The organism is Mycobacterium sp. NTMscope_Eco_3, from assembly GCF_976985685.1.
Window position 1 is genome coordinate 2,491,594 of sequence record NZ_CDRJYZ010000001.1, and the last position, 24,845, is coordinate 2,516,438.

General features: G+C 69.0%; 25 protein-coding genes. 8 read left to right on the forward strand and 17 right to left on the reverse strand.

Annotated elements, in window-relative coordinates; genetic code table 11:
• Positions 1–10: 10 nt before the first annotated feature.
• Complete coding sequence (locus AC0KTM_RS11475; RefSeq protein ID WP_238955910.1) at positions 11–1,108, reverse strand: ferredoxin reductase; 1,098 nt, start codon at positions 1,106–1,108, stop codon at positions 11–13.
• 150 nt (positions 1,109–1,258) lie between these two features.
• Between AC0KTM_RS11475 and AC0KTM_RS11480 the strand changes: the two genes are divergently transcribed.
• The gene (locus AC0KTM_RS11480; protein ID WP_308193055.1) at positions 1,259–2,146 is read left to right on the forward strand and encodes a DMT family transporter; all 888 of its coding nucleotides are present in this window, start codon (positions 1,259–1,261) and stop codon (positions 2,144–2,146) included.
• A 1-nt stretch (position 2,147) separates the two neighbouring features.
• Here the strand turns inward: AC0KTM_RS11480 and fadD1 are convergent, their stop codons facing one another.
• Genes fadD1 through AC0KTM_RS11515 form a run of 7 tightly spaced genes read right to left on the reverse strand, consistent with a single transcriptional unit; the run spans position 2,148 to position 8,710 of the window.
• The gene (gene fadD1 / locus AC0KTM_RS11485; protein ID WP_238955912.1) at positions 2,148–3,767 is read right to left on the reverse strand and encodes a fatty-acid--CoA ligase FadD1; all 1,620 of its coding nucleotides are present in this window, start codon (positions 3,765–3,767) and stop codon (positions 2,148–2,150) included.
• 21 nt (positions 3,768–3,788) lie between these two features.
• Entirely contained in the window at positions 3,789–4,229 is a 441-nt protein-coding gene (locus tag AC0KTM_RS11490) for a Zn-ribbon domain-containing OB-fold protein (protein WP_238955913.1), read from the reverse strand.
• A gap of 3 nt (positions 4,230–4,232) precedes the next feature.
• Positions 4,233–5,435, reverse strand: a complete 1,203-nt coding sequence (locus AC0KTM_RS11495) for a thiolase family protein (protein ID WP_238955914.1) — start codon at positions 5,433–5,435, stop codon at positions 4,233–4,235.
• The gene (locus tag AC0KTM_RS11500) at positions 5,432–5,887 is read right to left on the reverse strand and encodes a MaoC/PaaZ C-terminal domain-containing protein (protein ID WP_238955915.1); all 456 of its coding nucleotides are present in this window, start codon (positions 5,885–5,887) and stop codon (positions 5,432–5,434) included. The genes AC0KTM_RS11495 and AC0KTM_RS11500 overlap by 4 nt, the downstream gene beginning before the upstream one ends.
• Entirely contained in the window at positions 5,884–6,384 is a 501-nt protein-coding gene (locus AC0KTM_RS11505) for a MaoC family dehydratase (RefSeq protein ID WP_238955916.1), read from the reverse strand. Before AC0KTM_RS11505 ends, AC0KTM_RS11500 begins: the two co-directional genes overlap by 4 nt.
• Entirely contained in the window at positions 6,377–7,510 is a 1,134-nt protein-coding gene (locus AC0KTM_RS11510; protein WP_238955917.1) for an acyl-CoA dehydrogenase family protein, read from the reverse strand. The genes AC0KTM_RS11505 and AC0KTM_RS11510 overlap by 8 nt, the downstream gene beginning before the upstream one ends.
• 21 nt (positions 7,511–7,531) lie before the next feature.
• Complete coding sequence (locus AC0KTM_RS11515) at positions 7,532–8,710, reverse strand: acyl-CoA dehydrogenase family protein (protein ID WP_238955918.1); 1,179 nt, start codon at positions 8,708–8,710, stop codon at positions 7,532–7,534.
• A gap of 242 nt (positions 8,711–8,952) precedes the next feature.
• Here AC0KTM_RS11515 and AC0KTM_RS11520 point away from each other — a divergent pair, with 242 nt between their 5' ends.
• Positions 8,953–9,117, forward strand: coding sequence for a hypothetical protein (locus tag AC0KTM_RS11520; protein WP_008257199.1), 165 nt, complete (start codon positions 8,953–8,955; stop codon positions 9,115–9,117).
• Between the two features lie 19 nt (positions 9,118–9,136).
• Here AC0KTM_RS11520 and AC0KTM_RS11525 read toward each other — a convergent pair whose 3' ends face one another.
• Both AC0KTM_RS11525 and AC0KTM_RS11530 read right to left on the reverse strand, forming a co-directional pair.
• Positions 9,137–11,806: an FHA domain-containing protein gene (locus AC0KTM_RS11525; RefSeq protein WP_238955919.1), complete on the reverse strand. Its 2,670-nt coding sequence runs from the start codon at positions 11,804–11,806 to the stop codon at positions 9,137–9,139.
• Between the two features lie 161 nt (positions 11,807–11,967).
• Positions 11,968–13,023: an alpha/beta hydrolase gene (locus tag AC0KTM_RS11530; RefSeq protein ID WP_238955920.1), complete on the reverse strand. Its 1,056-nt coding sequence runs from the start codon at positions 13,021–13,023 to the stop codon at positions 11,968–11,970.
• A gap of 197 nt (positions 13,024–13,220) precedes the next feature.
• Here AC0KTM_RS11530 and AC0KTM_RS11535 point away from each other — a divergent pair, with 197 nt between their 5' ends.
• A complete protein-coding gene (locus tag AC0KTM_RS11535) occupies positions 13,221–14,066 on the forward strand; it encodes an SDR family oxidoreductase (protein WP_225328759.1) in 846 nt (281 codons plus the stop codon).
• A 134-nt stretch (positions 14,067–14,200) separates the two neighbouring features.
• Here AC0KTM_RS11535 and mbp1 read toward each other — a convergent pair whose 3' ends face one another.
• Positions 14,201–14,434, reverse strand: coding sequence for a microaggregate-binding protein 1 (gene mbp1, locus AC0KTM_RS11540; RefSeq protein WP_225328758.1), 234 nt, complete (start codon positions 14,432–14,434; stop codon positions 14,201–14,203).
• Positions 14,435–14,618: 184 nt separating this feature from the next.
• Between mbp1 and AC0KTM_RS11545 the strand changes: the two genes are divergently transcribed.
• The 3 genes from AC0KTM_RS11545 (at position 14,619) to AC0KTM_RS11555 (ending at position 17,639) form a co-directional block, all read left to right on the forward strand.
• Entirely contained in the window at positions 14,619–15,053 is a 435-nt protein-coding gene (locus AC0KTM_RS11545) for a nuclear transport factor 2 family protein (protein WP_225328757.1), read from the forward strand.
• 253 nt (positions 15,054–15,306) lie between these two features.
• A complete protein-coding gene (locus AC0KTM_RS11550; RefSeq protein WP_225328756.1) occupies positions 15,307–16,695 on the forward strand; it encodes a WS/DGAT/MGAT family O-acyltransferase in 1,389 nt (462 codons plus the stop codon).
• A 62-nt stretch (positions 16,696–16,757) separates the two neighbouring features.
• Entirely contained in the window at positions 16,758–17,639 is an 882-nt protein-coding gene (locus AC0KTM_RS11555; RefSeq protein WP_225328755.1) for an alpha/beta fold hydrolase, read from the forward strand.
• Between the two features lie 124 nt (positions 17,640–17,763).
• Here AC0KTM_RS11555 and AC0KTM_RS11560 read toward each other — a convergent pair whose 3' ends face one another.
• The 6 genes from AC0KTM_RS11560 to AC0KTM_RS11585 are packed head-to-tail and all read right to left on the reverse strand — an operon-like array spanning position 17,764 to position 23,156.
• Positions 17,764–18,525, reverse strand: coding sequence for a hypothetical protein (locus AC0KTM_RS11560; protein WP_238955921.1), 762 nt, complete (start codon positions 18,523–18,525; stop codon positions 17,764–17,766).
• 14 nt (positions 18,526–18,539) lie between these two features.
• Positions 18,540–19,043, reverse strand: a complete 504-nt coding sequence (locus AC0KTM_RS11565; protein WP_225328773.1) for a nuclear transport factor 2 family protein — start codon at positions 19,041–19,043, stop codon at positions 18,540–18,542.
• A gap of 59 nt (positions 19,044–19,102) precedes the next feature.
• Entirely contained in the window at positions 19,103–19,894 is a 792-nt protein-coding gene (locus tag AC0KTM_RS11570) for an SDR family NAD(P)-dependent oxidoreductase (protein WP_472415557.1), read from the reverse strand.
• 9 nt (positions 19,895–19,903) lie between these two features.
• A complete protein-coding gene (locus tag AC0KTM_RS11575) occupies positions 19,904–20,749 on the reverse strand; it encodes a mycofactocin-coupled SDR family oxidoreductase (RefSeq protein ID WP_238955923.1) in 846 nt (281 codons plus the stop codon).
• On the reverse strand, positions 20,746–21,549 hold the full coding sequence (locus AC0KTM_RS11580) for a mycofactocin-coupled SDR family oxidoreductase (protein WP_238955924.1): 804 nt from the start codon (positions 21,547–21,549) through the stop codon (positions 20,746–20,748). The genes AC0KTM_RS11575 and AC0KTM_RS11580 overlap by 4 nt, the downstream gene beginning before the upstream one ends.
• Positions 21,546–23,156, reverse strand: coding sequence for a flavin-containing monooxygenase (locus tag AC0KTM_RS11585; RefSeq protein WP_238955925.1), 1,611 nt, complete (start codon positions 23,154–23,156; stop codon positions 21,546–21,548). Before AC0KTM_RS11585 ends, AC0KTM_RS11580 begins: the two co-directional genes overlap by 4 nt.
• A gap of 130 nt (positions 23,157–23,286) precedes the next feature.
• Here AC0KTM_RS11585 and AC0KTM_RS11590 point away from each other — a divergent pair, with 130 nt between their 5' ends.
• Both AC0KTM_RS11590 and AC0KTM_RS11595 read left to right on the forward strand, forming a co-directional pair.
• Entirely contained in the window at positions 23,287–23,565 is a 279-nt protein-coding gene (locus AC0KTM_RS11590; RefSeq protein ID WP_238955926.1) for a 2Fe-2S iron-sulfur cluster-binding protein, read from the forward strand.
• 91 nt (positions 23,566–23,656) lie between these two features.
• Entirely contained in the window at positions 23,657–24,841 is a 1,185-nt protein-coding gene (locus AC0KTM_RS11595; protein WP_238955927.1) for an acyl-CoA dehydrogenase family protein, read from the forward strand.
• The last annotated feature ends 4 nt before the right edge of the window (positions 24,842–24,845 follow it).

The window sequence follows — 24,845 nt, forward strand, 5'->3', positions numbered from 1 at the left end:
CTCCTTTCCGTCACAGCTCGAGCTCGACATCACCTTCGGCGGTGTTGATGCAGATCCGGACGTCTTGTCCGGTGGGCTCGATCACGTCACCCGAGCGCAGGTCACGCAGCTTGCCCGACTTCAGCGTCCCGACGCAGGTATGGCAGATTCCGATCCGGCAGCCGTAGGCCAGGTTGAGGCCCGCCTTTTCCCCGGTCTCCAAAATCGATGTGCCGCCATCGCATTCGGCGGTCTTCTCACTGTCGAGGAAGGACACCGTGCCGCCCTCGCCGGCGTTGGCGTCGCCACCGATCTTGGGCTGAAACCGCTCGAAGTGCAGCCGGTCGCGGTCGCCGTTGCGTTCCCAGTGCTCGATCAGCGCGTCGAGCATGTCGCCGGGACCCGAGCAGAACGCCTCGCGTTCGCGCCAATCCGGACAGGCTTCGTCCAGGTCATCCGGCTTGAGCCGGCCCCGCTCGGAGGTCAGGCGCAGATCCAGCCGCATGCCGGGGTGGCGGCGGTCGAACTCTTCGAGGACCGACAAAAACATGACCTGCTCGCGGGTGCGGGCGGAGTGAATGACCACGACATCGCCGACGTCACCGCCGTGATCGATGCTGCGCAACATGCTGATGATCGGGGTAATGCCACTGCCTGCGCTGATGAACAGCAGCTTGGCCGGCAACGGCTCCGGCAAGGTGAACACGCCTTCAACCTCGCCCAGCCGGACCAGATCCCCGGGCCGGATCGTGTGCACCAGATACGGCGACACGACACCGCCGTCGACCCGCCTGGGCGTCACGCTGATCAGCCCGTCCTCGGGCGCCGGATCCGACGTCAGCGAATACGCACGCCAGTAGTAGACGCCGTCGACGACCACGCCGAGCCGAACATACTGACCGGGCTTGTGGCCTGGCCATTCGTACCCGGGCCGGATCAGCACACTCGCCGCTTCCGAGCCCTGCGGCTCGACCCGTTCGACCTTTCCGCGCAGCTCTTTGGTGGTCCACAGCGGATTGATCATCTCGAGATAGTCATCGGGTTCCAGCGGGCTGAACAGCCGCCGCACCGCCCGCAGGAACAGCCGACGCCCGCGGGGGACGTGGGGCCGGGCGCCGCGTTCAGCCATGCCAATGGAGTACACAGGTGTACACCGACTTAAACCGCAGATTTGAAATTGGTTGGCACACATGGTTACACATATGCAAAATGTGCCCACACATGTCGCATACACGTTCACCATTCAGTGTTTGGACGGGGTCGGCGCCCCGCGCGGCTAATGTCGGTGGGTGTGTTGATGGGCTTCCTTCTCGCGTTGGGCTGCTCGGTCTGTTACGGCACCGCGACCGTGCTGCAAGCGGCGGGGACGCGGTCGGTGGAAGCGGGCAGCGGCTCGGGCGTCGACACCGTCTTGCTGTTGCGGGCCGTCCGGCAGTGGCGCTACCTGGCCGGTGTCGGCCTCGACGTCGTCGGATTTCTCCTGCAGGTGGCCGCGCTGCGGCTCGTTCCGATTTACGTCGTCGCCGCCGCGTTGGCCGCCTCGATCGCAGTCACCGGCGTCGTGGCCGCATGGGTCTTGTCGGCCCGGCTGTCGCCGGCCGAATGGAGTGCCGTCGGCGTGGTCTGCGCCAGCCTCGTCGTCCTCGCACTGGCGGCCGGGCCCGGGCACTTTCGACATGCCCCGGCCGGGCTCGGCTGGGCGCTCCTGGGGGTGGTGGCCGCGATATTCATCGCCGGCGCCGCCGCCGGGCGTCTGCCGGACCGCGCGCGTGCGCTCGCATTAGGGCTGGGCGCCGGGACGGGCTTCGGCGTCGTCGAGGTCGGCGTGCGGCTGATCGACGTGATCGATCCGACCACGCGCGCGTTCTACACGAACCCCGCCCTGTACGCGGCGGCCGCGGGTGGCGCCGCGGGATTTCTGTTGCTCACGTCCGCTCTACACCGCGGCTCTGTGACCACGGCGGTCGCGGGCATGGTCGTCGGAGAAACCCTCGCACCGGCGTTCGTCGGGGTGGCGTGGTTGGGTGACACCGCACGCGACGGGCTCGGCTGGCTGGTGATCGCGGGATTCGCCGTCGCCGTGGCGGCCACACTGGTGCTGGCGCGGTTCGGGGAAGCCCCGGTACCTAGCGAGGCCGGTGGGGCCGACCCTGTGTCGGGCGGTTGATTCAGGCGCCCGCGGTGGCGGATGCCGAACGGCCACCGGTGTTTTCGACCGCCGGCGCATACGTGGTGGCGCGCGCGGGGCGCGTCCACAACACGCCGTCCTGGGCGCTGACGCCCACGGCGATGAGCGCGCGTTTGAGGATCTTGTTGGTCGCGGTCGCCGGCAGCTGGTCGTTGATGCGCACGTAGCGCGGCCACGCCTTGGGTGACAGATCGGGCTGGGCCGCGAGAAACTTCCCGAAGTCGTCCGGGGTCAGATCCGCCCCGGCACGCAGCACCAGGGCGGCCATCACCTGGTCACCGACTTGGTCGTCGGGAACCGCGTAGACGGCGACCTGGCTGATAGCGGGCAGCCGCGCCAGGATCCGTTCGATCGGGGCGGCCGCCAAGTTCTCCCCGTCCACCCGCATCCAATCGGAGGTCCGCCCGGCCAGGTAGATCCACCCGTCGGCATCGCGGTAGGCCAGATCGCCCGACCAGTACATCCCGTGCCGCATGCGCTCGGCCGTGGCCCTCGGATCGTTGTAGTAGCCGGCGAAGGGCCCCGCGCCCTGGGTGTTGACGAGTTCGCCGACGGCCTCGTCGAAGTTGGTCAGCGCGCCGTGCGCGTCGAACCGGGCGACGTCACATTCGGTCAGCGTCGCCGCGTTGTAGATGCTCACGCCGGGGTACGGCTTGCCGATGGAGCCGGGCGGGGTGCCGTCCTCGCGGACCACGATCACCGCGAATTCGCTGGAGCCGAAGCTGTCCACCACGCGGCACCCGAAACGCCGTGCGAATTCGGCGATGTCGCGATCGGTCGCCTCGTTGCCGAATGCCACGCGCAACGTGTTCTCGGCGTCGTCGGGACGTTCGGGGGTGGACAGGATCAACGCCAGGGGCTTGCCGACGTAGTTCAGGTAGGTCACGCGGTAGCGGCGCACGTCGTCGAGGAAGCGGGACGGCGAAAATTTGGCGGGGACCATGGTGGCCCCGCTGCCGATGGCCACCGCCCACCCTGCGGCGACGCCGTTGGAGTGAAACAGCGGCATCGCCAGGTAGCAGACATCGGCGGCGGTGACGTCGTACTGGAAGATCAGGCTGGCGCCGCACATGACGGCCATCCCGTGTGCGAATCGGACCACCTTGGGGTCACCGCTTGTCCCCGAGGTGAAGATCATCATGAACGTGTCGGCGGCGGCGACCTCGCGATGGGGGGTCAGCGGTGGCGCCGCGGCCACCGCATCGGCGTAACTCGTCCCGCCCACGTCGAGAACCTGAATTCCCGTGAGATCCAGGCCGTCCAGCAGGGGCAGGTGATCGTGGTCGACGAGCACGATCTGGCAGTCGGAGCGCCGGATGTCGGCGAGCAGCGCGGGTCCGCGGCGGGTCGTGTTCAGGCCGCACAGCACGTAGCCGCCGAGCGCGGCCGCTGCCATCGCGCGCAGCATCGCCGGTGAATTGCCCAGTGCGGCACCGACATGCAGCGGCCGGCTGGGATCGGCACGCCCGATCAGTGCCGCCGCCTCGGCCTCGGCTTCGGCGAGGTGCTCGCGCCAGGTCCACGTCCTTTCGTCGTGGGCGATCGCGGGGGTGTCCTCGTGCCTGCGCTGCCGCAGGAGCTGCTGAACCGTCTCCGGCACTGTCTCACTTCCTCTTTGCCGTCATCGGGTGCGGCCTCCGAGGCCGCCGCCGAGGTCGGACGGCCGGTACTTCAGCAACGTGATCCCGTCTGCGAGGTCGCAGAACACCGGCTCGAGCCGCATCCCGATCCGGATGCCGTCGGGATCGACGTCGACCAGCTCGGTGCTGAATTTCGGTCCGGCATCCCACTGCACCACCGCGGGCAGCTGCGGCACCGCGTCGGCCCACGGCGGGCCGGTGGGCCGACGGGCGATGGTGAAGGTGTACAGCGTTGCGGCGCCGTCGATCTCACGCCACTCCAGGTCGTCGGCCAGCGTCCCCGGAGCCAGGGTGCGCGGGTAGAACACGTAGCGCTGAAGCGACTGCGAGTACTGCACCAGAATCCGGTGCTGCGCCAGGCCGTCCCAAAACGGCCGGGAGACGGGCGTCGGCTCGGGAACGGGAAGGGCCGCTGGGTTCATCGGCTAGTCCCCCTGCATGAGCAGCGCGACCTGCTCGCTCATGATGCCGCCGTTACCGGTCACGAAGGCGGTGTCGCAGTCGGGCACCTGCGCGTCGCCCGCGCGCCCCATGATCTGCCGCGCGCCGTCGACCACGTGGTGCATGCCGCCGGCCATGCCGGCCTGACCGAAGGACAGTTGCCCGCCCGCGGTGTTGAGCGGGAACTCTCCGCGATAGGTCAGGTCGCGTTCGTTAATCCACGACATGCCTTTGCCTTTCGCGCAGAACCCGGCGTCCTCCAGGCTCATCAGCACCGTGATGGTGTAGCAATCGTAGATCGAGGCGACGTCGACATCGGACCGGGACAGCCCGGCCATCGCGAAGGCCCGCTCCGCGGCGCGCGCAATGGGTGTGGACAGCAAGTCCTCCGCGTAGGTGGGGGTCTTGAAGGCGATGTGTTCGCCGAAACCCTTGATCCACACCGGGCGGTGGCGGGCGCGGCGCGCGATGTCGGGGTTGGCGATCAACACCGCCGCTCCCCCGTGCACGCGCATCACCGTTTCCAGCATGTGGATGGGGTCGGCGATCATCGGGCTGTTCAGCACGTCGTTCACCGTGATGGGGGTGCCGTGAAAAACGGCGCCGGGGTGGGCGCACGCGTTGGTGCGTTGGTCGACGGCGATCTTGGCGACGGCGGCGGGGTCGTAACCGTATTCGGCCGCGTACCGCTGGGCGATCTGAGCGTAGGGCGCGTTTTGGCCCACGTTGCCGTAGGGGATCTCGAATTCGGCCTGCGGCGAGCCGTAGTTGTTGGAGGATGCCCCGTACCAATTCGGGTCGGCCGGGGGTCGCCGCCCGGACTGCGGCACCGACGCGGAGCCCGGTACCACGGCCAGCGCCGCCTCGCAGACACCGAGTTCGACGGCGGCCGCGGCACGCCACACCATGCCGGCCGAGGAGGCCCCGCCTAAGTCGACCCGCTCACCGAAATCCAGTGCCAGTCCCAGGTATTCGCACAGGGTGGCCGGGGCGAACATGGCCGACTCGGCGACACCGTGGGTCAGCAGGCCGTTCACGCAACCCGGGTCGATGCCGGCGTCCTCGATCACCACCTTCGCCAACAGCGCGTATTGGTCCAGGGTGAACAGCGCCGGCCGGGCGGGGCGCCGCTCGGCAGGCAACTCGGCGATGCCGACGATCGCGGCCTCCCCTCGCAGCCCGGTCATGCCCGGCTCCCCCGCCGCGGCAGCGCGACCGTGGCGGTGCCGGGCATCAGCACCGTGTCCTCGCGACGCCCGGCGATGTCCAGATCCACCAACCCGGCCCCCCTGAAAACGTCGTCTCCCAAGCGTTTACCGGTGACTGCGCCGCCGAAACTGAGCGCCTCACCGGGATAGGCGATCGCCCGGTTCTGCACGGCGAACGTCACCAGCCGGCCCCGCCCGCCGATCCAGTCCCCGAGGGCGCGGGCCAGCAGCGCCGCCTGCAGCGGACCGTGCACCAGCACGTTGTCGTAACCCTCGGTGTCGCGGGCCCATTCCTTGTCGTAGTGGATGCGGTGGCCGTTGTAGGTGGCGGCGCTGAAGAAGAACATCTGGGTCTCGTCGACGGTCACCGTCAGCGTGGGGATGTGATCGCCGACGGCGATGTCTTCGAAGAAGACCTGCTGGTCGCTCATGGGCGGGCGATCATCGACGTCGACGCTTCCGCCAGCAGGTCGCGGTCCTGGTTGCGGTACACCGTGTGCCAGGTGACGAGGACGAATCTGCCGGAGCGGCCCTGCTTTTCGACGATCGACTCGACGGTGCGGACCATTTCGATCTTGTCGCGGTGGTAGGCCGGCAGGTGAAAGGTGAAGCTCTCCCCGCCGGCCATCCGCTTGGGCGCGCGGGGAAACGCGAGGCCACCGGAGACCGCGCCGGAGGATCCGTCGGGGCGCAGCGACTCGAGCCGCGCCACCCCGAGGACCGCGTACTGCAGGAACAGCGGCGGGCAGATGATGTCGCGAAAGCCGTTGGCGCGGGCGTACTCCGGGTCGAAATACAACGGGTTGTCCTCGCCCACCGCGGCCGCCCACCGTTGCCAGTCGCGCCGGTTCACCTCACCGGTCGCCGACGCGGCGACCGTGCCCACCCGCGACGCGGACTCGGCGTCGATCAAGCTGTCCTCACTCATCGGCGCTCCCTTCGTGCATGGTTTCCTGAAGCCACGACGCCGCGACGTCGGCGCCGCCACCGAGCGTCGAACCGAGCCGGGCCCGTTCGGTCCACAAGTGCAGGTCCGTCTCGGTGACGTAGCCCATCCCGCCGTGCAGCTGGTGGGCGTCCAGCGTGATCAGCCGGGCCGCGGTGGCCGCGTGCATGCGGGCGATGGCCGTCTCCCTGCTCGCGGTGCGGCCGCGCCCCAGCCAGAACACCGCCGCGTGCGCCGCCAATCGCGCGGCCGCCAGCGCGATGTGCATGTTGGCGATCAGATGCTGGGCCGCCTGAAACGATGCGATGGGCCGGCCGAACTGGTGACGCAGCTTGGTGTAGTCGACGGTGCGGTCCAGCACCGCCTGCCCCACCCCCACCAAGTCGAGTGATCCCAGCGCCACCGCGGTGTTGGCCAGCCGGCGCAATCCCGGCGCCGTGACGCCGCCGAGCACGGCGTCACCGGCCACGACCACATCGTCGAAACGCACGGTGAACGCCCGGTGCCCGCCCGCCATGTCGAGCGGCTCGACGGTCACGCCACCGGCGTGCACATCGACGATGAAGACCAGTGTGCGTTCGGCTACGTCCCGCGAAGAGGCGGCCGACACCACGATGAGATCGGCGACGTCGGCGTCGGCGACGTAATCCGCAATCCCGTTGAGCCGCCACCGTTGCGAGGCAGGATCGGCGCGCAGCGGCGGACAGACGACCGCGGCGTCGCGGGCGTTCCAGAGCGCGGTGGTGGCGCGGACGCTCCCGGCCGCGAGCGGTGGCAGCCAGACGGCCTTGGCGCCCGGGGAGCCGAGCTGGTCGAGCGCGAGGGCGGCGTGCACGCTGCTGTGCACCGTCGTCGGGCACAGGGCGCGACCGGCTTCGGTGAAGAACACGGCCAGGTCATCGAGGGAGCCGCCGGCGCCGCCGTACTCCTCGGCGATGGCCAGGCCGAACACACCCGCGTCGGCCAGCGCCTTCCACAGCGCCGGTGTGCGGCGGTCCGCGCCCGGTTGGTCGAGGGCGCGCACCAGGCTGACCGGGCTCTCGGCGGCCAGCAGGGCACGCAACGCCGAGGCGAACTCGCGCTGTTCGGCGGACGGGATCGTCTTCATCGGTGGGTGCGAGGCTCCGAGTCAGCGTCCATAAGAGGGCATCCCGTGCCCGCGCTGGGCGATGATGTCGCGAAGCACCTCGTTGGTACCCCCGCCGAAGCGCATCAGCGGGGCGGCCCGGTAGAGCCGCTCGAATTTGCCGGCCAGCGGGGCCTGCTCGCTGCGGTGCGCCAACAAGCCATCCGGGCCGAGGAGATCGAGCGCCAGAGCGGCGATGCGCTGCCGCAGCTCGCTGGTGAACACCTTTTCGACGCTGACTTCGACGGTCGGAATGACGCCGTTGTCGAGGATCGAGGCCGCCTCGTAGCCCATCAGGGTGGCCACCGCGACGTCGGCTTCGGCCTGCGCCAGCCGACGGCGAAGCGACGGGTCCTCGGCGGGCACCGTCCCGTCGCGCCGCGGACGCCGCGAAAGCTCGTGCAGTTCCTCGACGGCGCGGCGCAGGTCTCCGGCGTTGGTCAGCGCGCCGCGTTCGAGGTCGAGCGCGCCGGTGATGTAGGTCCAGCCGCGGTTGACTTCGCCGACGAGATTGGTGACCGGCACCCGCACGTCGCGGAATCCCACCTCGTTGGTGCGGTAGCCCGACCACGCGTAGAGCGGGCGGATTTCGACGCCGGGGCTGTCGATCGGGACGATGATGACCGAGATGCCGCGGTGGCGGGCACCGCTCGGATCGGTACGGACGCAGAGCCATTCATGCGTCGCCCGCTGCGCCCCGCTGTTCCAGATCTTGGTGCCGTTGATCACCCATTCCTCGGCGTCGCGGGTCGCGCTGGTCCGCAGGTTCGCCAGATCGGTGCCGGCCTCGGGCTCGGAATAGCCGACGGCACAGATCATTTCGCCGCGGGCGATCAGGGGCAGCCATTCGTTTTTGTTTCGTTCGGTGCCGTGCCGCATGATCATCGGCGCCACCGACGTGACGGTCAGGTCGGGGCCGGGCACGCCCCAGTATTCGAATTCGCTCATCAACAGGTGCAGGTGAATGGCACCGAGGCCCAGGCCCCCGTACTCGCGCGGCCAGTTCAGCCCGAACCAGCCCTTGGCGCCGATCTTGCGTCGAAACCGCGCCACTTCGCCGTCGGGAAACTCCAAGTCGTGCGCGGCGAGCTCCGCCCGCAGGGCCGGGGTGACGTTGCCGTGCAGAAATTCGCGGACCTCGGCCAGCCAGGCGCGCTGCCCGGCGTCGAGTTCGAAATCCATTCCGGCGCCTGTGCCTTTCTCGCAGCCTCGAGGCCTTACATCGGGCAGCGTCAGCGTAACGCCGCCGCGAGATCACGCGTGGCATTCTCCGGTGCGTCGGTCGCGAACGGCCGGGGTTCCGACTGTAAATCCGCTGTTAAGACCCGCCGACGCTCTGGCGGATTCGGCGAAAGGCTGCGAAAATTCTCGGATTGGTTGGTCGACGCGGACCAGGCACTCTGCCCCAGCCCGAGGGAGAAATCATGCCCACTGTTGAGACGCGCCTCCGCGAAGATTTGCGCAACTACGCCGTCGAGTTGAGGCAGCTGGCGTACACCCTTCCCCTGGGCGTAGGCGAGCACAATCTTTTGCAATTGTCCGATCGCATGCGCGCCGCGGCCGACCAAGTGGTCCGCAAGGGCGCCTGACGGACGCGGCCGCGCGCGATCACCCGCCCTTGAGGCGAATCTTCCAGCGCACGAAACCCAGATAGACGGCGCTGATGAGCGCCAGCATGCCGACGTCGAACCACCATGCGGCCGGCGTGTGCTGCCAGTGCGAATCCTTCGGGGTCAGGGGGCCCGGCACCAGCTTGGTCAGGTCGGCGGTGGACGCCGACGCCGCGAATCCCCATCGGGCGGGCGTGGCCCAGGCCATCTGATCCAGGCCCACCCGGCCGGTCACCGGGATCATCCCGCCGGAGAACACCAGCTGCGACATGACGGCCACCACCAGCAGGGGCATGATCTGCTCGTTGGACTTGGCGACCGCCGACAGCGCCAGCCCGAGCATGGCGGAGGCGACGCACGTCAGCGCGACGTCGACGAACAACTCCAGGGCGGGCTTGCCCAGCGCCACCGCGCCCTGGGTCGGCGCGCCCTTGCCGAGCACCGCGATGATGCTCACGATCGCCGACTGGACGATCGCGAACACCGTGTAGACGCACACCTTCGCCAACAGGTACGCCGACGTGGACAGGCCAACCGCCTGCTCGCGCAAGAAGATCGCGCGTTCGCCGATGAGGTCGCGGATGGTGAGCGCGGTGCCCATGAACACCGCGCCGACGTTCAGCAGCACCAGGATCTGGCCCGGCTCGTTGGGTGCCGCACCCATCGGGTTCGGGATGCCGAAGCCGACGTCGCCGGGCACCGACATCGACAGCGAACCCATGATGAACGGCAGCAACGCCAGGAAGACGAAGTAACCGCGGTCCGAGATGATCAGCCGCATCTGGCGCCGGGCGATCGTGGAGAACTGCCGGAACAGGCTGGTGTGTGAGGGGTCGCCCAGTTCGGCGGGTTTCTCCGCCGGCGGCGGCGCCGGGGCCGGGCCCGTGCGGGCCAGGTAGCGCGCCCGGGACCCGTCGGGGTCGTTGGCGACGGTGCTGAAGATGTCGGCCCAGTTGGTGGTGCCCATGGCGGGACCGATTTGGCTGGGCGGCCCGCTGAACGCCGTCTTGCCGCCGGGGGCGAGCAGGAGCACCTGGTCGCAGACGTCCAGGTAGGTCAGCGAGTGGGTGACGACGAGCACCACCCGGCCGGCGTCGGCCAGCTGCCGCAGCATGGTCATCACCTGCCGGTCCAGCGCCGGGTCCAGCCCGGATGTCGGCTCGTCGAGGATCAGCAGCGACGGCCCGGTGAGCAACTCCAGCGCCACCGAGGCGCGCTTGCGCTGGCCGCCGGACAGCTTGTCGACCCGCGTGTGCAGGTGCTGGGTCATCTCGAGTTCCTCGAGCACCCGGGCCACCACCTGGGCGCGGTCGTCCTTGGTCGTGTCCGGCGGCAGGCGCAGCTCGGCGGCGTACATCAATGCCTGCTGAACGGTCAGCTGCCCGTGCACCACGTCGTCCTGCGGCACCATCCCGATTCGGCTGCGCAGCGAGGCGTACTCGGCGTGGACGTTGTGGCCCTCGAACGCCACGGTGCCCGTGGTGGGGTGCGTGTACCCGGCGACCAGCCGCGCGAATGTCGATTTGCCGGCGCCGGACGGCCCGATGATCGCCGTCAACGTCCCGGGCAGCGCGGTCAGCGAGATGTTGTCCAGCAGCGTCTTGGTGTTCTCGATCGTCCAGGTCACCCCGCGCACGTCGAGGCCGCCGGTGCGCGTCTCGGTGGCGGTCTGGTCGCGGCGGGCCAGGGTGCCGCCGTGGAAGACGAGGTCGATGTTGCCGATCGTGACGACGTCGCCGTCGCGCAGCACGGCCGAATCGACCCGGGCGCCGTTGACGAACGTGCCGTTGATGCTGCGGTTGTCGTGGATCTCGGTGCCACCGGGCGCCGGGATCAGGGTGGCGTGGTGGCGTGACGCGAGGACCTCGGGGATGACGATGTCGTTGTCGTTGGCGCGGCCGATCGTGATCGCGCCCGGTGTCGACTCCAGCCCGGCCTTGCCCGGCCGCAGGATCTTCATCATCGAGGTCGCGATGTTCGACGAGTCACCGCCGATCCGGCCCGTCTGGGATGCCGCCGGCTGCGCGGTGGTGGGCGGGGCCGCGTGCGTCGACGGCGCCCGGTAGATCTGCGGTGCGGGCTGGGCTGCGCTGGGCGGCGCGGCGAGGGGGCCGCTGGTCGGATAGCGGGGCTGCGGGCCCGACGGCTGGCTCGGGGTGGGCCCGCTGGGCGGCTGGCTGGGCTGTGTTGCGGTGGGCGGATGGGCCGGGTGACGGAACGAGGCCGACGCCGGCTGCTGCGGCTGGGCGGGGTGGTGGGTGCCGGTGGGCGGGCCGTGCGGCGCCCCCACCAGTGGCGCGCTGGACGTGCCGACGATCGGTATCGACGTCGTCAGGGGCGGCCGCCCCGCCGAACCCTGGTGACGGCCGACCTCGAAGGTCAGCGCCGGGCCGTCCGGATTGCCGACGTTGACGCGCTGCCCGTCCTGGATGTCGATGACCGGGACGCGGCGGTTGTTTACGTAAAGGCCGTTGAGGCTGCCGTTGTCGACGGCGATCCATCGGCCCTGGTCGTACCTCACGATGAGGTGGGTGCGGGAGATCAGGGGGTGGGCGACGCGGACGTCCGCGCGAAGGTCACGCCCGATCACTACGTCGTTGCCTGGCGCGAAGGTGCGTTCGGCTCCCTCGTACCGCACGGTCAGCGCAGGCGGGGCTGGTGGGCTCATCAGGACCAACTGTAACGGCAGCGGCGCGACTTACGCGCTGCGTCCCGTCCCCGGCCATCGCCGCCGGCCGGCACCGGCAGCGTGTGGCAACCGCAGCCACCGCGACCGAGGATGGACACCGTCCATCGAATCAGACTGCGGCACAATTACTTTCGTCGTCTTCAACCGGCCGCCGCGGCGCTGCGCAGGCGGCGCGCGTTTCGGACCTTTCTCCGGACCGCGTCCCTGACCGGGGTGACGTCTTTGACGAAGTCCCCGAGGTATTTGATGGCGCGGCGCCCCTCCGGCAAGATGTCGGCGGCCAGCGGGAAGTCGTGAATTTGGCCGTCCCAGAGGTGCAGATCGCACCGGATCCCGCTGGCTTCCAGGCGCTTCGCCATCAGTTCGGCGTCGGCGAGCAACAATTCGTCCGAGCTTGCGTGGATGGTCACCGGCGGCAACGACGACAGGTCGGCATCCACGGGCGAGGCGACCGTGGACTCGCCCCGGCCTTCGACGACCTGCGCATCGCCGAGGTACTGAGCGAACCTCGAGAAGGCGCGGCGGGTGAACATCGAGCACTTGCGTGCGTTGCGGTGCTTGAGCTTTCGTTCCGGGTCCGCGTCGGTGAACGGCGAGATGGTCGCAACCCCGGCCGGCTCCATGACGTCGTCGCGAATCGCCGACAGCGTGGTCATGAACGCCAGGTATCCCCCGGCCGAGTCGCCGGCCACGACGACCCGGTCGCCGTCGTAGCCGCGGTCCTGCAGCCACCGCAGGCCGCTGATCCCGTCGTCGATGGCATCGGTGATCTGATGCGCGGGCAGCTTCCGGTACGCGACGGCGAGCACGGCGGCGTCGGCCTCCTTGGACAAGCGAGTCACCATCGAGCGATGCGTGTTGAGGCCGCAGGTGAGGAACGCGCCGCCGTGCAGATAGAGGATGGCCCGGTCCCCCGAGACGCCGGGAGCGCGGACCCACTCGGCGGCGCAGTGCTCGAGACGAACCGGTTCGGTGCTCGCCCCGGAGCCGAGGCGGGGAAACATCCCGGCGAAATCGTCGACGTACTCGAGCGGCCAGTGCAGGTTGGGCGTCATGGCCCAGGCGCGCACGGCGTTCTTCACGATCAGGCGGCTGGCGAACGAGACGGCAACCGACTGCGGGCTATGCCGATGATGCATGCGCCGCGTCGTCGCCACGCTCGGCAATATGCGGGCCGGATCGATTGTGCTCACCATGTGTCATCAACTCCTCAAGTGGACACCGGATACCCGGCATACCGGCCGATGCAGCGCGCAGCAAACGTCGCATACGTCACTGTTTGCTGGCCGCAGAGATGGGTACCACTGCCTGATCCCGTTTGCGGTTGTCGCGCGGGCCGATCGGGGCCGGACCGGGTGTGGGCCGGCCCGCCGAGTGGCCCAAGATATGAGCGATGACACACGCACAGCATCCGGACCTGTTGCTGGCCGGCCGGGTGGCGGTCGTGACGGGCGGTGGCGGCGGTATCGGCGCGGCCACCGCGCGGCTCTTCGCCCGCCACGGCGCCCACGTCGTGATCGCGGATATCGACGGCGAGCTGGCCGATGCGACCGCCGACGCCATCACGGCCTCCGGCGGGTCCGCGCGGGCGGTCATCACCGACGTCCGGGCCCCCGACCACGTCACCCGCCTGGCCCGAACGGTGCTGGATGGGTATGGCCGGGTCGACGTGCTGGTCAACAACGTGGGCCACTGGCTGCGCCACCCCGGGAACTTCGCCGACACCGACCCGCAGCTCTGGGATGAGCTCTACCGAATCAACCTGCACCACGTTTTCCTGCTCACGCGGGCGTTCCTGCCCGCCATGGTGGACCGGCACGCCGGCGCGATCGTGAACGTCTCGTCGGTCGAGGGGCTGCGCGGTTACCCGGAGGATCCGGTGTATGCCGCGTTCAAAGCCGGCCTGATCGCGTTCACTCGGAGCCTCGCCGTGCAAGTGGGCATCCACGGCGTGCGGGTCAACGCGATCGCGCCCGACGTCACCGAGTCCCTTCAAGTGCCCTACTCGCAATGGCTTTCGCCCGAGGAGCAGACGCGATGGCCGCAGTGGGTGCCGGTCGGTCGGATGGGCGTGCCCGAGGATCAGGCCAACGTGATCCTGTTTCTGGCCTCGGACCTGTCGTCGTTCGTCACGGGCCACACCATTGCGACCGACGGCGGCACCGGCGCGGCCGGCGGATGGTTCCGCTCGGCACGCCGGCCCGGCCGCGAGTGGACGAATCGGCCCGTCGACCCCTGAGGGTCTTTCGTACGCCGCCGGCCTCGAAGCGCTTGTGCGGGACGGAATCCGGCTTGATCGCCGATGATCGTCACCGGATGCCGTCGATCACCGCGTTGCCGGGCGGCGGGTCGCGAAGCGTCGCGGGACCGCCGCTATTGTTCGGCTTTCTGGCGAGCTTCGTTGATCTCGGCGGCCTTTCGGGCGCTTTCGGCCTCGGCCTCCTTCTTGGCGGCCTCGCGCTGCGCGTCGGCCTTGTCCTGCTGGGCCTGGCCTTCGCGCATCAGGTCGTCACGTCCGGCGACCGCGCCGGCGACTTCCTTCACCTTGCCCTTGACTCCCTCGACGACGCCCTTGATGGCTTCCTCGGGACCGCTCTTGTCCGACATAGGTACTCCCTCCGTGTCGTGCGTCTTGCTCAGCACTTATTGCCCAACCGGCCGGCTCCCAAAACCTCGGAGTAGCCTTCGCCACAGCGGCGATGCGGCGGGCGGGCGAGACCGCGGGCAGCTCCGTTTAATTGCCTTGCCGTTCAGGATGTTTGGCAAGGGACCGGCGGGAGGAGCCGTAACAGTGGAAATGTGGGAGCTGGTGGCCCGCGAGCAGATCCGCGACACCTTGGCGCGCTACAACTGGTCCGGCGACGCCGGTGCGCTCGACGCCCTCGCGGAGACATTCTGCTCGGACGGTGTCCTCGAGATACGGGGATTCGACCCACTGCGCGGGCGATCGGCGATCGCGGAGTTCCTGGGCGGTGTCACCGGAAACCTCGCCGTCGACGTGGGCGTCAAACCCCTTGTGCGCCACAACGTCGCCAACGTGTCGTTCACCGAGCTGGCACCCGGCCAGGCGCGCGTCAGGTCGTACTTCACCGTGGTCACCCATATCGGCCTCGACCATTGCGGCCGCTACCGCGACATCCTGGTGCCCGAGGACGACACCTGGCTGATCAAGCACCGCCAGGTGTCGACCGACTGGGCAGCGCCCGACTCGGCGATGGCCCGCTAGCACTCCGCGACGTCGTCGTCTCGGCCTGGTCAAAGACTTTGGCCGCGTGGCGTTTTCGTATCGCACCGGGACGCCGGGGGGCGGCTTCGAACACTCTGCCGGCGAGATGTTTGCCGAAAGCCCCTCACCGGCTACAGATAAATGTCACACCAACACATTGCGGTCGCACCGAGCGGGCGTCCCGTCAGCGGGCCTGGGATGACCGATGGTCATGTGACCAGCGGTCAGAGCCACATACAAGAGACGAGCAGATATGCAACGACTCAGCGGGCTAGATGCGTTCTTCTTGTACCTCGAATCACCGACGCAGCCGTTGAATGTTTGCTGCGTCCTGGAGCTCGACCCGACGACCGCGCCGGGCGGGTATAGCTTCGCGCGTTTTCGTGAAGCGCTGGCGGAGCGGGTTGACGCCGTGCCGGAATTCCGCCTCAAGCTGGCCGACAACCAACTGAACTTCGACCATCCGGTCTGGGTGGACGACGACCGGTTCGATCTGGCTCGCCACCTACACCGCGTCGCCCTGCCCTCGCCCGGCGGACCCGAAGAACTGGCGGATATCTGCGGCCACGTCGCCGGGCTTGCGCTCGATCGCGATCGTCCGCTGTGGGAAATGTGGGTGCTCGAAGGCCTGCGCGGCGACGCGCTGTCCGTCGTCCTCAAGGCCCACCACGCGGTGGTCGATGGCGTGGGCGGTGCCAACCTGCTCGCGCAGTTGTGCAGCGCCGCGCCCGACGGCCCGCCGCCGAAACCGGCCGCCCGCACCGGCGCGGCGAATCCCCTGCAGATCGCCGCCAGCGGTCTGATCGGGGCGGCGTTGCGGCCGTGGCGCCTGGCCAGGGTGGTGCCGGCCACGGCGCTGACGCTGGCGCAGACGGTCCTGCGCGCCCGCGGCGGCGGCCACACGATGGCGGCCCCGTTCGCGGCGCCGCCGACGGCGTTCAACGGCCGTTTCACCCGGCGCCGCAACGTCGCCCTGGCCGGCGTGGACCTCGACGACATCAAAACCGTCAAAGCGCGGTTCGGGGTGACCGTCAACGACGTGGTGACGGCGATGTGTGCGGGGGCGCTGCGGCAGTTCTTTCTGGACCGCCACGCCCTACCGGCCATCCCTCTGGTCGCCAGCGTGCCGGTGTCCGTCCGCGGCAAGTCGTCGCGGCCGGGCCGCAACCAGACGACCTGGATGCTGTGCCGGCTCGAAACCCACATCGCCGACCCCGTCGAACGACTCACCAGCATTGCCGCCGGGAACGCCGCGGCCAAGGACCACGCCGCGGCGATGGGCCCGTCGCTGCTGCAGGACTGGACGCAAGTGGCCGGGCAGACCATGTTCGGCGCCGCGATGAAATTGCTGCCCCGCATCCCGCTGCCCGAGAAGCCGCCGCACAACCTGGTGATGTCGAACGTGGCCGGGCCACGAGACCAGCTCTACTTCCTGGGTTGCCGGCTCGACGCGATGTACCCGCTGGGTCCGATCATCGCCGGCGCCGGGCTCAATATCACCGTGATGTCGCTGGGGGGCCGTCTCGGCGTCGGCATCATTTCCTGCCCCGATCTCGTGCCCGACCTGTGGGACCTGGCCGACGCGTTCCCCGCCGCCCTCAAAGAGCTGATCAATTCGAGCGCGCCGGTCCGCGGAACCTGACCGCCGCCCGTTCAGCGGAACCCTTCCCCATCCCGCCGCCGCGGCATGGCAGGGTGACATCCGTGGCAGACACTTTTGGACAGACGACCATCGCAGAGCACGACCTGCGTGAAATCAGCACGGAAAAGGGCGCTTTGCGCTACTACGACAGCGGGGGCGGCGATTCCGCCCCGGTGCTGCTGTTCCTGCACGGCTCGGGGCCCGGTGTCACCGGGTGGCGCAACTTCCGCGGGGTGCTGCCGGCCTTCGCCGAGCGGTTCCGCTGTCTGATCCTGGAATTCCCGGGGTTCGGGGTCAGCGACGACTTCGGCGGCCACCCGATGGTGACCGCGTTCGGCACCGTATCGCCATTGTTGGACGCGCTCGGCGTCGCCAAGGTGCACATCGTCGGCAACTCGATGGGCGGCGGTGTGGGCATCAACTTCGCCACCCACAATCCCGACCGCGTCGATCGGCTGGTGACCATCGGTGGGATCGGCACCAACATCTTCAGCCCTAGCCCCAGCGAAGGCATCCGGCTGCTGCAGGAATTCGTCGAAGACCCGACCCGGCAACGCCTGGTCGACTGGCTCAAATCGATGGTCTACGACCAGGGGCTGGTCACCGAGCAGCTGATCGAGGAGCGCTGGCAGCTGGCCACGGACCCCGACACCCTGGCCGCGGCGCGACGCATGTACGGCAAGGCGGCGTTCGCCGGGATGAACGCCGCGCTGGCCGCCTCCGACCGGCCGCTGCCGTGGGCGACCATGCACAAGCTCACCGCGCCCACCCTGCTGACCTGGGGGCGCGACGACCGGGTGAGCCCGCCCGATATGGCCCTCATCCCGATGCGCACCATTCCCAACGCGGAGCTGCACATCTTCCCCAACTCGGGGCACTGGGCGATGATCGAGGCCAAGGAGGCGTTCGAAAGCACCGTGCTGGCGTTCCTCTCACGCGGCTAACGCAGGACCGTCCTCGTCACCGGGCGGCGGCCCCGAAGCGGCCGGCGGCCTGGGCTCACCGTCGCCGTCAGCCACCATCGACCTCCGCTCGCGTGCCGTCCGCCACTCCGCCACGATGAGCGAGTCACCAGTCCTGCCACGGGATTATCGTGCGCAGCGGTGTGCTGATCACGACGTCACCGGAAGCCGCCGAGTCCGGTAGACGCATATCTGTGGCGCCGACACGATCACGAATCCGGCTCGAGGTCGCCACGGGCTCGTCGTCGAGGTAGAGCAAGCGGATCCGCAGCGCGCCACGGTCGGCCACCGGGTCGAGGGCCCGAAGTCCAAGTCCGTTGCCTTGGTGGCGGTCGAGCGAAAATGTCCACACCCCAGCCACTCCCGGAATGTCGAGCAATGCCGGAATCAACACCCGATCCTCCCAGCGGTGGTGCTCGTGCGTGTCAGCGCCCAACGGATCGGTGAACCGCGTCATGCTCAGGTGCAGCCCGCGGTTGGGGCGGTAGGGAATGACCTGCGGCGACACCAACGACGATGCCGCGGCATAACCCTTGACGGGCCGGAAGAAAGCCAGCAGCGTTCGGCGCACTCCGGCGATCATGGGTCCCCGGCCCCACTCGAACGAGTCGCGTCCGAGTCGCTCCCACTCCCGTACCGATCGCTCGACCGGTTCCCGAAACCAGTACATGGCAACGTAGTCGGTTGCCGCATGCTCGGGGCCGGCGACCGATTCGGCGCGGCATCCGGCGGTGCGAGCCCACCGGTCTCCCCACGCGACGCCCGGCAGTGCCAGGTTCTCCGGTCGATGGTCGAGTTGATGCCACTCGTTGTAGCGGCGGTGCGCTTCGGGCTCCGGGTTGTCCAGCGCGACAAACGAAAAGAACACCAACGGGCAATCCTTCACGTCTCCTCCACACCTAGCGTCGGCGCCGTCGCACCCGCCAGGCCTGCGGTGAGCAAGGCGTGGGCGCCGGGATTACCATTGAGGACACGGCTCGTACGCTTGGTGATCCGCCAACGATTCTCGATGCGCCGCAACTCGAAATGGTTTGCCGTGCAACGCCATACGCGATAGCCCTCGCCGTCACGCACGAGGACCAGCGATTCGCTGACCGCCACTGCCGAATCTCCCGTGACCGTCACGACCGCCGGTCCGAGGAAGTGGCAGCAGCCATCACCCACCAGCTTCCGATGCGAGGCCGAGCTCACCATGGCGTGCACGTCGGCCTGGCTGTGCATCTGCCAACCCTCGACGTCGTAGCCGCCGTCGGCCGCCCAGAGCCGCGCCGCGGCGTCGGCATCCCCGGCGTCCACCGCCGGACCGTAGGACGCGATCAATCGGGCGATGTCGCGTTCGTCCTCGAGCCGGCATAGCCGCGTCAACAGTTCGTCGGCGTCGATCACCGTCGCTCCTTCCAGTCGATCGGCCAGGGAGGGCACCTCCGTGCCCACACCGGGGCAAATTACTTCTGGCCCAGGAGTTCCTGCACGGTTCTGTGGGCGCCCAGGACGATCGCGGCGCGGTCCGGTCCGCTGCCCCGCTGCACCGCGGCCGCGTTGCCGCCCGCGATGAACACCGGGCCGTTGGCCAGGTTCTCCAATCCCTCGCGGGCCACGTCAACCGGTTCGGAGACCGACAGCCCCGGCACATCGAACTTCAGGCCGACCCGGGCCATGGCCGGCGTGCGCGTCACACCCAGCACCAGTTCCAGCACGTCGACACCGTGCTCGCGCAGCTCCAGCCAGAGGCTCTCGGCGAAGAGGCGGCTGAAGGCCTTCACGCCGGTGTAGACCGATTGGCGCATCGAACCGTGGGTCGCCGCCATCGAGCCGACCACCAATATGCCGCCGCGGCCGCGGGACCGCATCGGCCGGCCAAAGTGCTGCACGAGTTGCAGCATCCGCGTCACGTTGAGGTCGATCACCCGGCCGAAGTCGCTGAGCTCGGCGTCCAGGAACCGCTCGCTGCAGGTGTTGGCGCCGGCGTTGTAGATCAACAGGCCGACCTCAATGTCCGTGGTCTGCGCGGTGACTCGCGAGACCGCATCGGGGTCCAGCAGATCGAGGGCCAACGTGCGCACCTGCGCGCCGGTCTCACGGCACTGCCGCGCCGTGTCCTGCAGCGGTCCCGGCTTACGAGCGATCAGCACCAGGCCGAACCCGTCACCGGCCAAGCGCTTTGCGAACTCGGCACCCACCCCTTCCGAACCGCCCGCGATCAACGCCCACGGCCCGTACTTCGCAATGTCGGTCACGGATCCTCCTTATTTTCCGGTGGCGCCCGCGTCGACGGGCAGGGTGATCGCGGTGATGTAGCGCGCCTCGTCGGAGGCCAGAAACAGCGCGGCGTTGGCGACGTCGATCGGGTCGATCCACGGCACCGCAAGCATGTTCATCGAACGAGCGGCGTCGGCGAATTCGGCGCGCGTGGGCGGCCGGTCCAGGTCCGGGCGAAATGCGCTGCTGACGAACTCATTGTGGATCATCGGCGTGTCGACGTTGGTCGGGTTGATGCAGTTGACGCGAACATTGTGCGGCGCAAGCTCACTAGCCAACGAGCGCATCAGGCCGACCACGCCGTGTTTGGCGGCCGTGTAGTGCGCGACGCCGACCAGCCCACGCAGCCCGGCGATGGAGCTCGTCAGGATCACCGAGCCGGCACCGCGGGCGATGAGGTGGGGAGCGCCGGCGCGGCAGGTGTGCCAGACTCCGGTGAGGTTGACGTCCAGCATGGTGCGCCAGGCGTTTTCGTCCAGGTCGACCGCCAGGCCGCGCGACGTGATCCCCGCGGTCGCGCACACCACGTCCAGGCCGCCGAACCGCTCGGCGCCTCGGTCGGTGGCGGCCCGCAGGCCGGCGAGGTCGCGGACGTCGACGATGTCGGTGTGCACCCGGCCGCCGGCCTCGCGGACCAGCGACGCGGTGGTGTCGAGGTCGTCCGGGGTGCTGTGCGGGACGATCACCGTGTCGATCGGGCCGCACACGTCGAGCGCGACGATGTCGGCGCCCTCCTGCGCGAACCGCACCGCCTGCGCGCGACCGATCCCCCGCGCCGCGCCGGTGATCAGGGCGACCTTGCCTTGGAGTCGCGCGCGGGGGGTCGCCCTCATGTCGTCTTCTGGGTCAGGCCGGCATCGACGACGAGCTGTGTGCCGGTGATGTAGCGGGCCTCATCCGAGGCCAGGAACAGCACGGCGTTGGCGATGTCGACGGGCTCGACCCACGGCACCGGAAGCAGGTTGCGGGCGCGCAGCACTTCGGCGGCGTCGGCCTCCGTCGGGTTGGCCAGGTCCGGTCGCAACCGCCGAAAGGTGGCCTCGTTAAGCACCATTGGGGTGGCGACCGGGCCGGGGTGCACGGTGTTGACCCGAATGCCGCGGGGCCCGAGCTCGTTGGCGAGCGTGCGGGCCAGTCCCACGACCGCGTGCTTGCTGGCGGTGTAGTGGGCGGTGTTGGGCAGGCCGCGAATGCCGCTGGTGGAGCTGATGATGACGACGGAGCCGCCGTCGGTGCCGATATGCGGCACGCCGGCCCTGACGGTGTGCCAGACGCCGGTGAGGTTGATGTCCAGCGTGCGCTGCCACACCTGCGGGTCGAGTTCCCAGGACGGCGCGCCCGGCAGGTGGACGCCGGCGTTGGCGACGATGACGTCGAGGCGGCCCAGCTCGGCGACGCCGGCATCGATGGCGGTGGTGACGGCCCCGAGGTCGGTGACATCGGCCAAGCCGGTCACGCATCGCCGACCGCGGTCGGCGACTTCCCTTGCGGCGCCCTGCAATTCGTCGGCCACCGCGGGCGCGTCGAGCGCGATCACATCGGCGCCCTCGTCGGCGAAGCGCTGACAGTGCACCCGCCCGGTTCCTTTGGCGGCGCCGGTGACGACGACAACCGTGTCCAGCAATCCCGTCATCGTTCGATCAGATCGAAGCCGCGGTAGCCGGCGTCGGCGACCTCGGCGCAGATGTCGTTGTACGCGGCGAAGCCCCCGACGAACAGCATGAAGCCCCGCGGCTTTCCCGGCACGTTCGCGCCCATGTACCACGAGTTCGCCTTGGTGAACAACGTCGTCTCGGCCCGGCGGGCGCATTCGGCGCCCCAGGCGTCCACGCTGTCGACCTTGGCTTCGATTGCGGCGTAACCGTGCTCGTCGAGGAACGCGATGGCCTCGGCGATCCAGTTCACCTGGGCTTCGGCATGCAGCACCATGTTCGCCAGCACGGCGGGCGCCCCCGGGCCCGAGATCAGGAACATGTTGGGGAACCCGTCGACGCCCAGCCCCAGATAGGTGCGGGGTCCGTGTGCCCAGTCGTCGCGCAGGGCGGTGCCGCGGCGTCCGACGATGTCGATCCTGCCCAACGCCCCGGTCATCGCGTCGAAACCCGTTGCCAGCACGATCATGTCGACGTCGTAGTGGGTGTCGGTGGTGTTGATGCCGGTGGTGTCGACGGATTCGATGGGGGTGGCGCGGACGCTGATCAGCGACACGTTCGGCCGGTTGAAGGTCTGGAAGTAGTTGCTGTCGGTGCAGATTCGCTTGGTGCCGATGGGGTGGTCGTTGGGGATCAGTAGGTCGGCGACGGCCGGGTCGTTGATGATCGCCCGGACTTTCTCCTCGTAGAATTTGCGGGCCTCTTCGTTGGCCTCCAGATCGGTCATCTGGTCCGGGAAGGTCTTCGAGAACAGCACACCGCCCAGCTGCCACCGCTTTTCGAACGCCGCTCGGCGCTCCTCGGGCGTGAACTGCATGGTCGGCTTCGGGGCGGTGAGGTGCGGTGAGCCGCCGCCGCTGCGCCACGACAGCGCGCGCCGCTGCGCATATTCCGCCTTGATTTCGTCGAGCTCTGCGGCCGTCAACGGCCTGTTGCCCGCCGGGACACTGTAATTGGGGGTGCGCTGGAAGACGTAGAGGTGCGCGGCCTGCTCGGCGATGATCGGGATCGATTGGATGCCAGAGGATCCGGTGCCGATGACGGCCACCCGTTTGCCGCGGAAGTCGACGGGGTCGTGGGGCCATTGGGCGGTGTGGTAGATCTCGCCGCCAAAGGTGTCCAGGCCGTCGAAGTCCGGGGTCAGTGCGGCCGACAACGGGCCGGTGGCCATCAGACAGAACCCCGCCGAGATCGTCTGTCCGGCATCGGTGGTGATCGTCCAGCGCAGCGTGGCCTCGTCGAGCGTCGCCGAGACCACCCGGGTGCGTAGCGCGATGTCGCGGCGCAGGTCGAGTTTGTCGGCGGCCCAGTTCAGATACTCGAGGATCTCGGCCTGGGTGGCATAGCGTTCGGTCCAGTTCCATTCCTGCTGTAGTTCGTCGGAGAACGAGTAGCAGTAATCGACGCTCTCGACGTCGCAGCGCGCGCCGGGATAGCGGTTGTAGTACCAGGTGCCGCCGATCTCGGGCGCGGCTTCCAGCACTCGCACCGACAGGCCCCGGCCGCGCAGCGTGTGCAGGGCGTAGAGGCCGGCGAAGCCGGCGCCGACCACGACGACATCGACGGACTGTTGGCCGGGATCGCTCACAAGTACTCACCGTAAGGCCTGCGGCATCGCGACCCGCTCCCCCTCCCGGTCACCGGACGCTTGAGGCGAGTTTTCCCGGCCACCGGGCGCGGGCGTCCGCCATCCCGGCGCCCCGGCCGATGATCGGCCGATGGCGGAAGTCGCACACGTCGAAGTCGATCTCGACGGTCGTCGGCATCGTTTGCGCTGGCCGTGCGGTCAGACGCTGGTCGAGACAATGCTCGACGCGGGGATCGCGGTGCCCCACTCGTGCCGGGAAGGCCGCTGCGGTTCGTGCGTGGCGACCGTCGTCACGGGCGAGGTGGCCATGGCCCCGTGCGACGTCCTGGGCCCGGAAGATCTCGAAGACGGCCTGATTCTCGCCTGCCAGGCGCGGCCGGCCGGCACCGATGTTCGGGTCGAATTTTGACAACCGCCGTGTCCGCTCATCGGGATTTCCTTTGGGACTGGCCCCCACTGCGGTAGACCATTACTAAGCCCCCACACGTAAGGACAACGATATGAGCGACCGGGTAATCGACCGGGTAGTGGCGATGGCCGATCAGTTGCGCGACCAGGCCGCCGAAGCCGAACAACTCGGCCGGCTGACCGACGACACCGTCAAGCTGATGAAGGGCGCCGGCCTGATCCGGCTGCTGCAGACCAAGCAATACCAGGGCTTCGAGGTCCACCCCCGCGAGTTCGCCGAAACGACCATGGCGACCGCGGCGCTGGATCCCGCCGCCGGCTGGATCGTCGGCGTGGTGGGTGTGCATCCCTACCAGCTGGCCTACGCGGACCCCAAGGTCGCCGCCGAAATCTGGGCCGACGACGTCGACACCTGGATGGCCTCCCCGTACGCGCCGCAGGGCGTGGCCAAACCGGTCGACGGCGGCTACCTCTTCAACGGGCGCTGGCAGTTCAGCTCGGGCACCGATCACTGCGACTGGATCATCCTGGGGGCCATGCTCGGCGACGACAAGGGCGTCCCGTTGATGCCGCCACAGATGCTGCACATGATTCTGCCGCGCAAGGACTACGAGATCGTCGAGGACTCGTGGAATGTGGTGGGGCTGCGGGGAACCGGTTCCAAGGACGTCATCGTCAAAGACGCGTTCGTCCCCGCCTACCGGACCATGGACGCGGCGAAGGTGATGGACGGCACCGCCCAGCGCGAGGCCGGCATGACCGAACCGCTGTACCTGATGCCGTGGTCGACGATGTTCCCGCTTGGCATCTCGGCGGCCACCATCGGCATCGCCGAGGGCGCGCTGGCCGCGCACCTGGATTATCAGCGGGGTCGGGTCGGCGCGACCGGCACCGCGATCAAGGACGACCCCTACGTGATGCACGCGATCGGCGAGGCCGCCGCCGACATCAACGCCGCCCGCCAGGAGCTGCTGGCCAACGCCGACCGCATCTACGACATGGTCGCGGCCGGCAAGGAGGCGTCGTTCGCCGACCGCGCGGCCGGGCGCCGCACCCAGGTTCGCGCGGTGTGGCGCGCGGTCTCGGCCGTCGACGAGATCTTCGCCCGCTCCGGCGGCAACGCGGCCCGGATGGACAAGCCGCTGCAACGCTATTGGCGTGACGTGCACGTCGGACAGATGCACGCCATCCATGTGCCCGGCACCACCTATCACGCGGCGGCGCTGAGTTCGATCGGCATCGACCCGCCCGAGGGCCCGCTGCGGGCCCTGATCTGAGGAG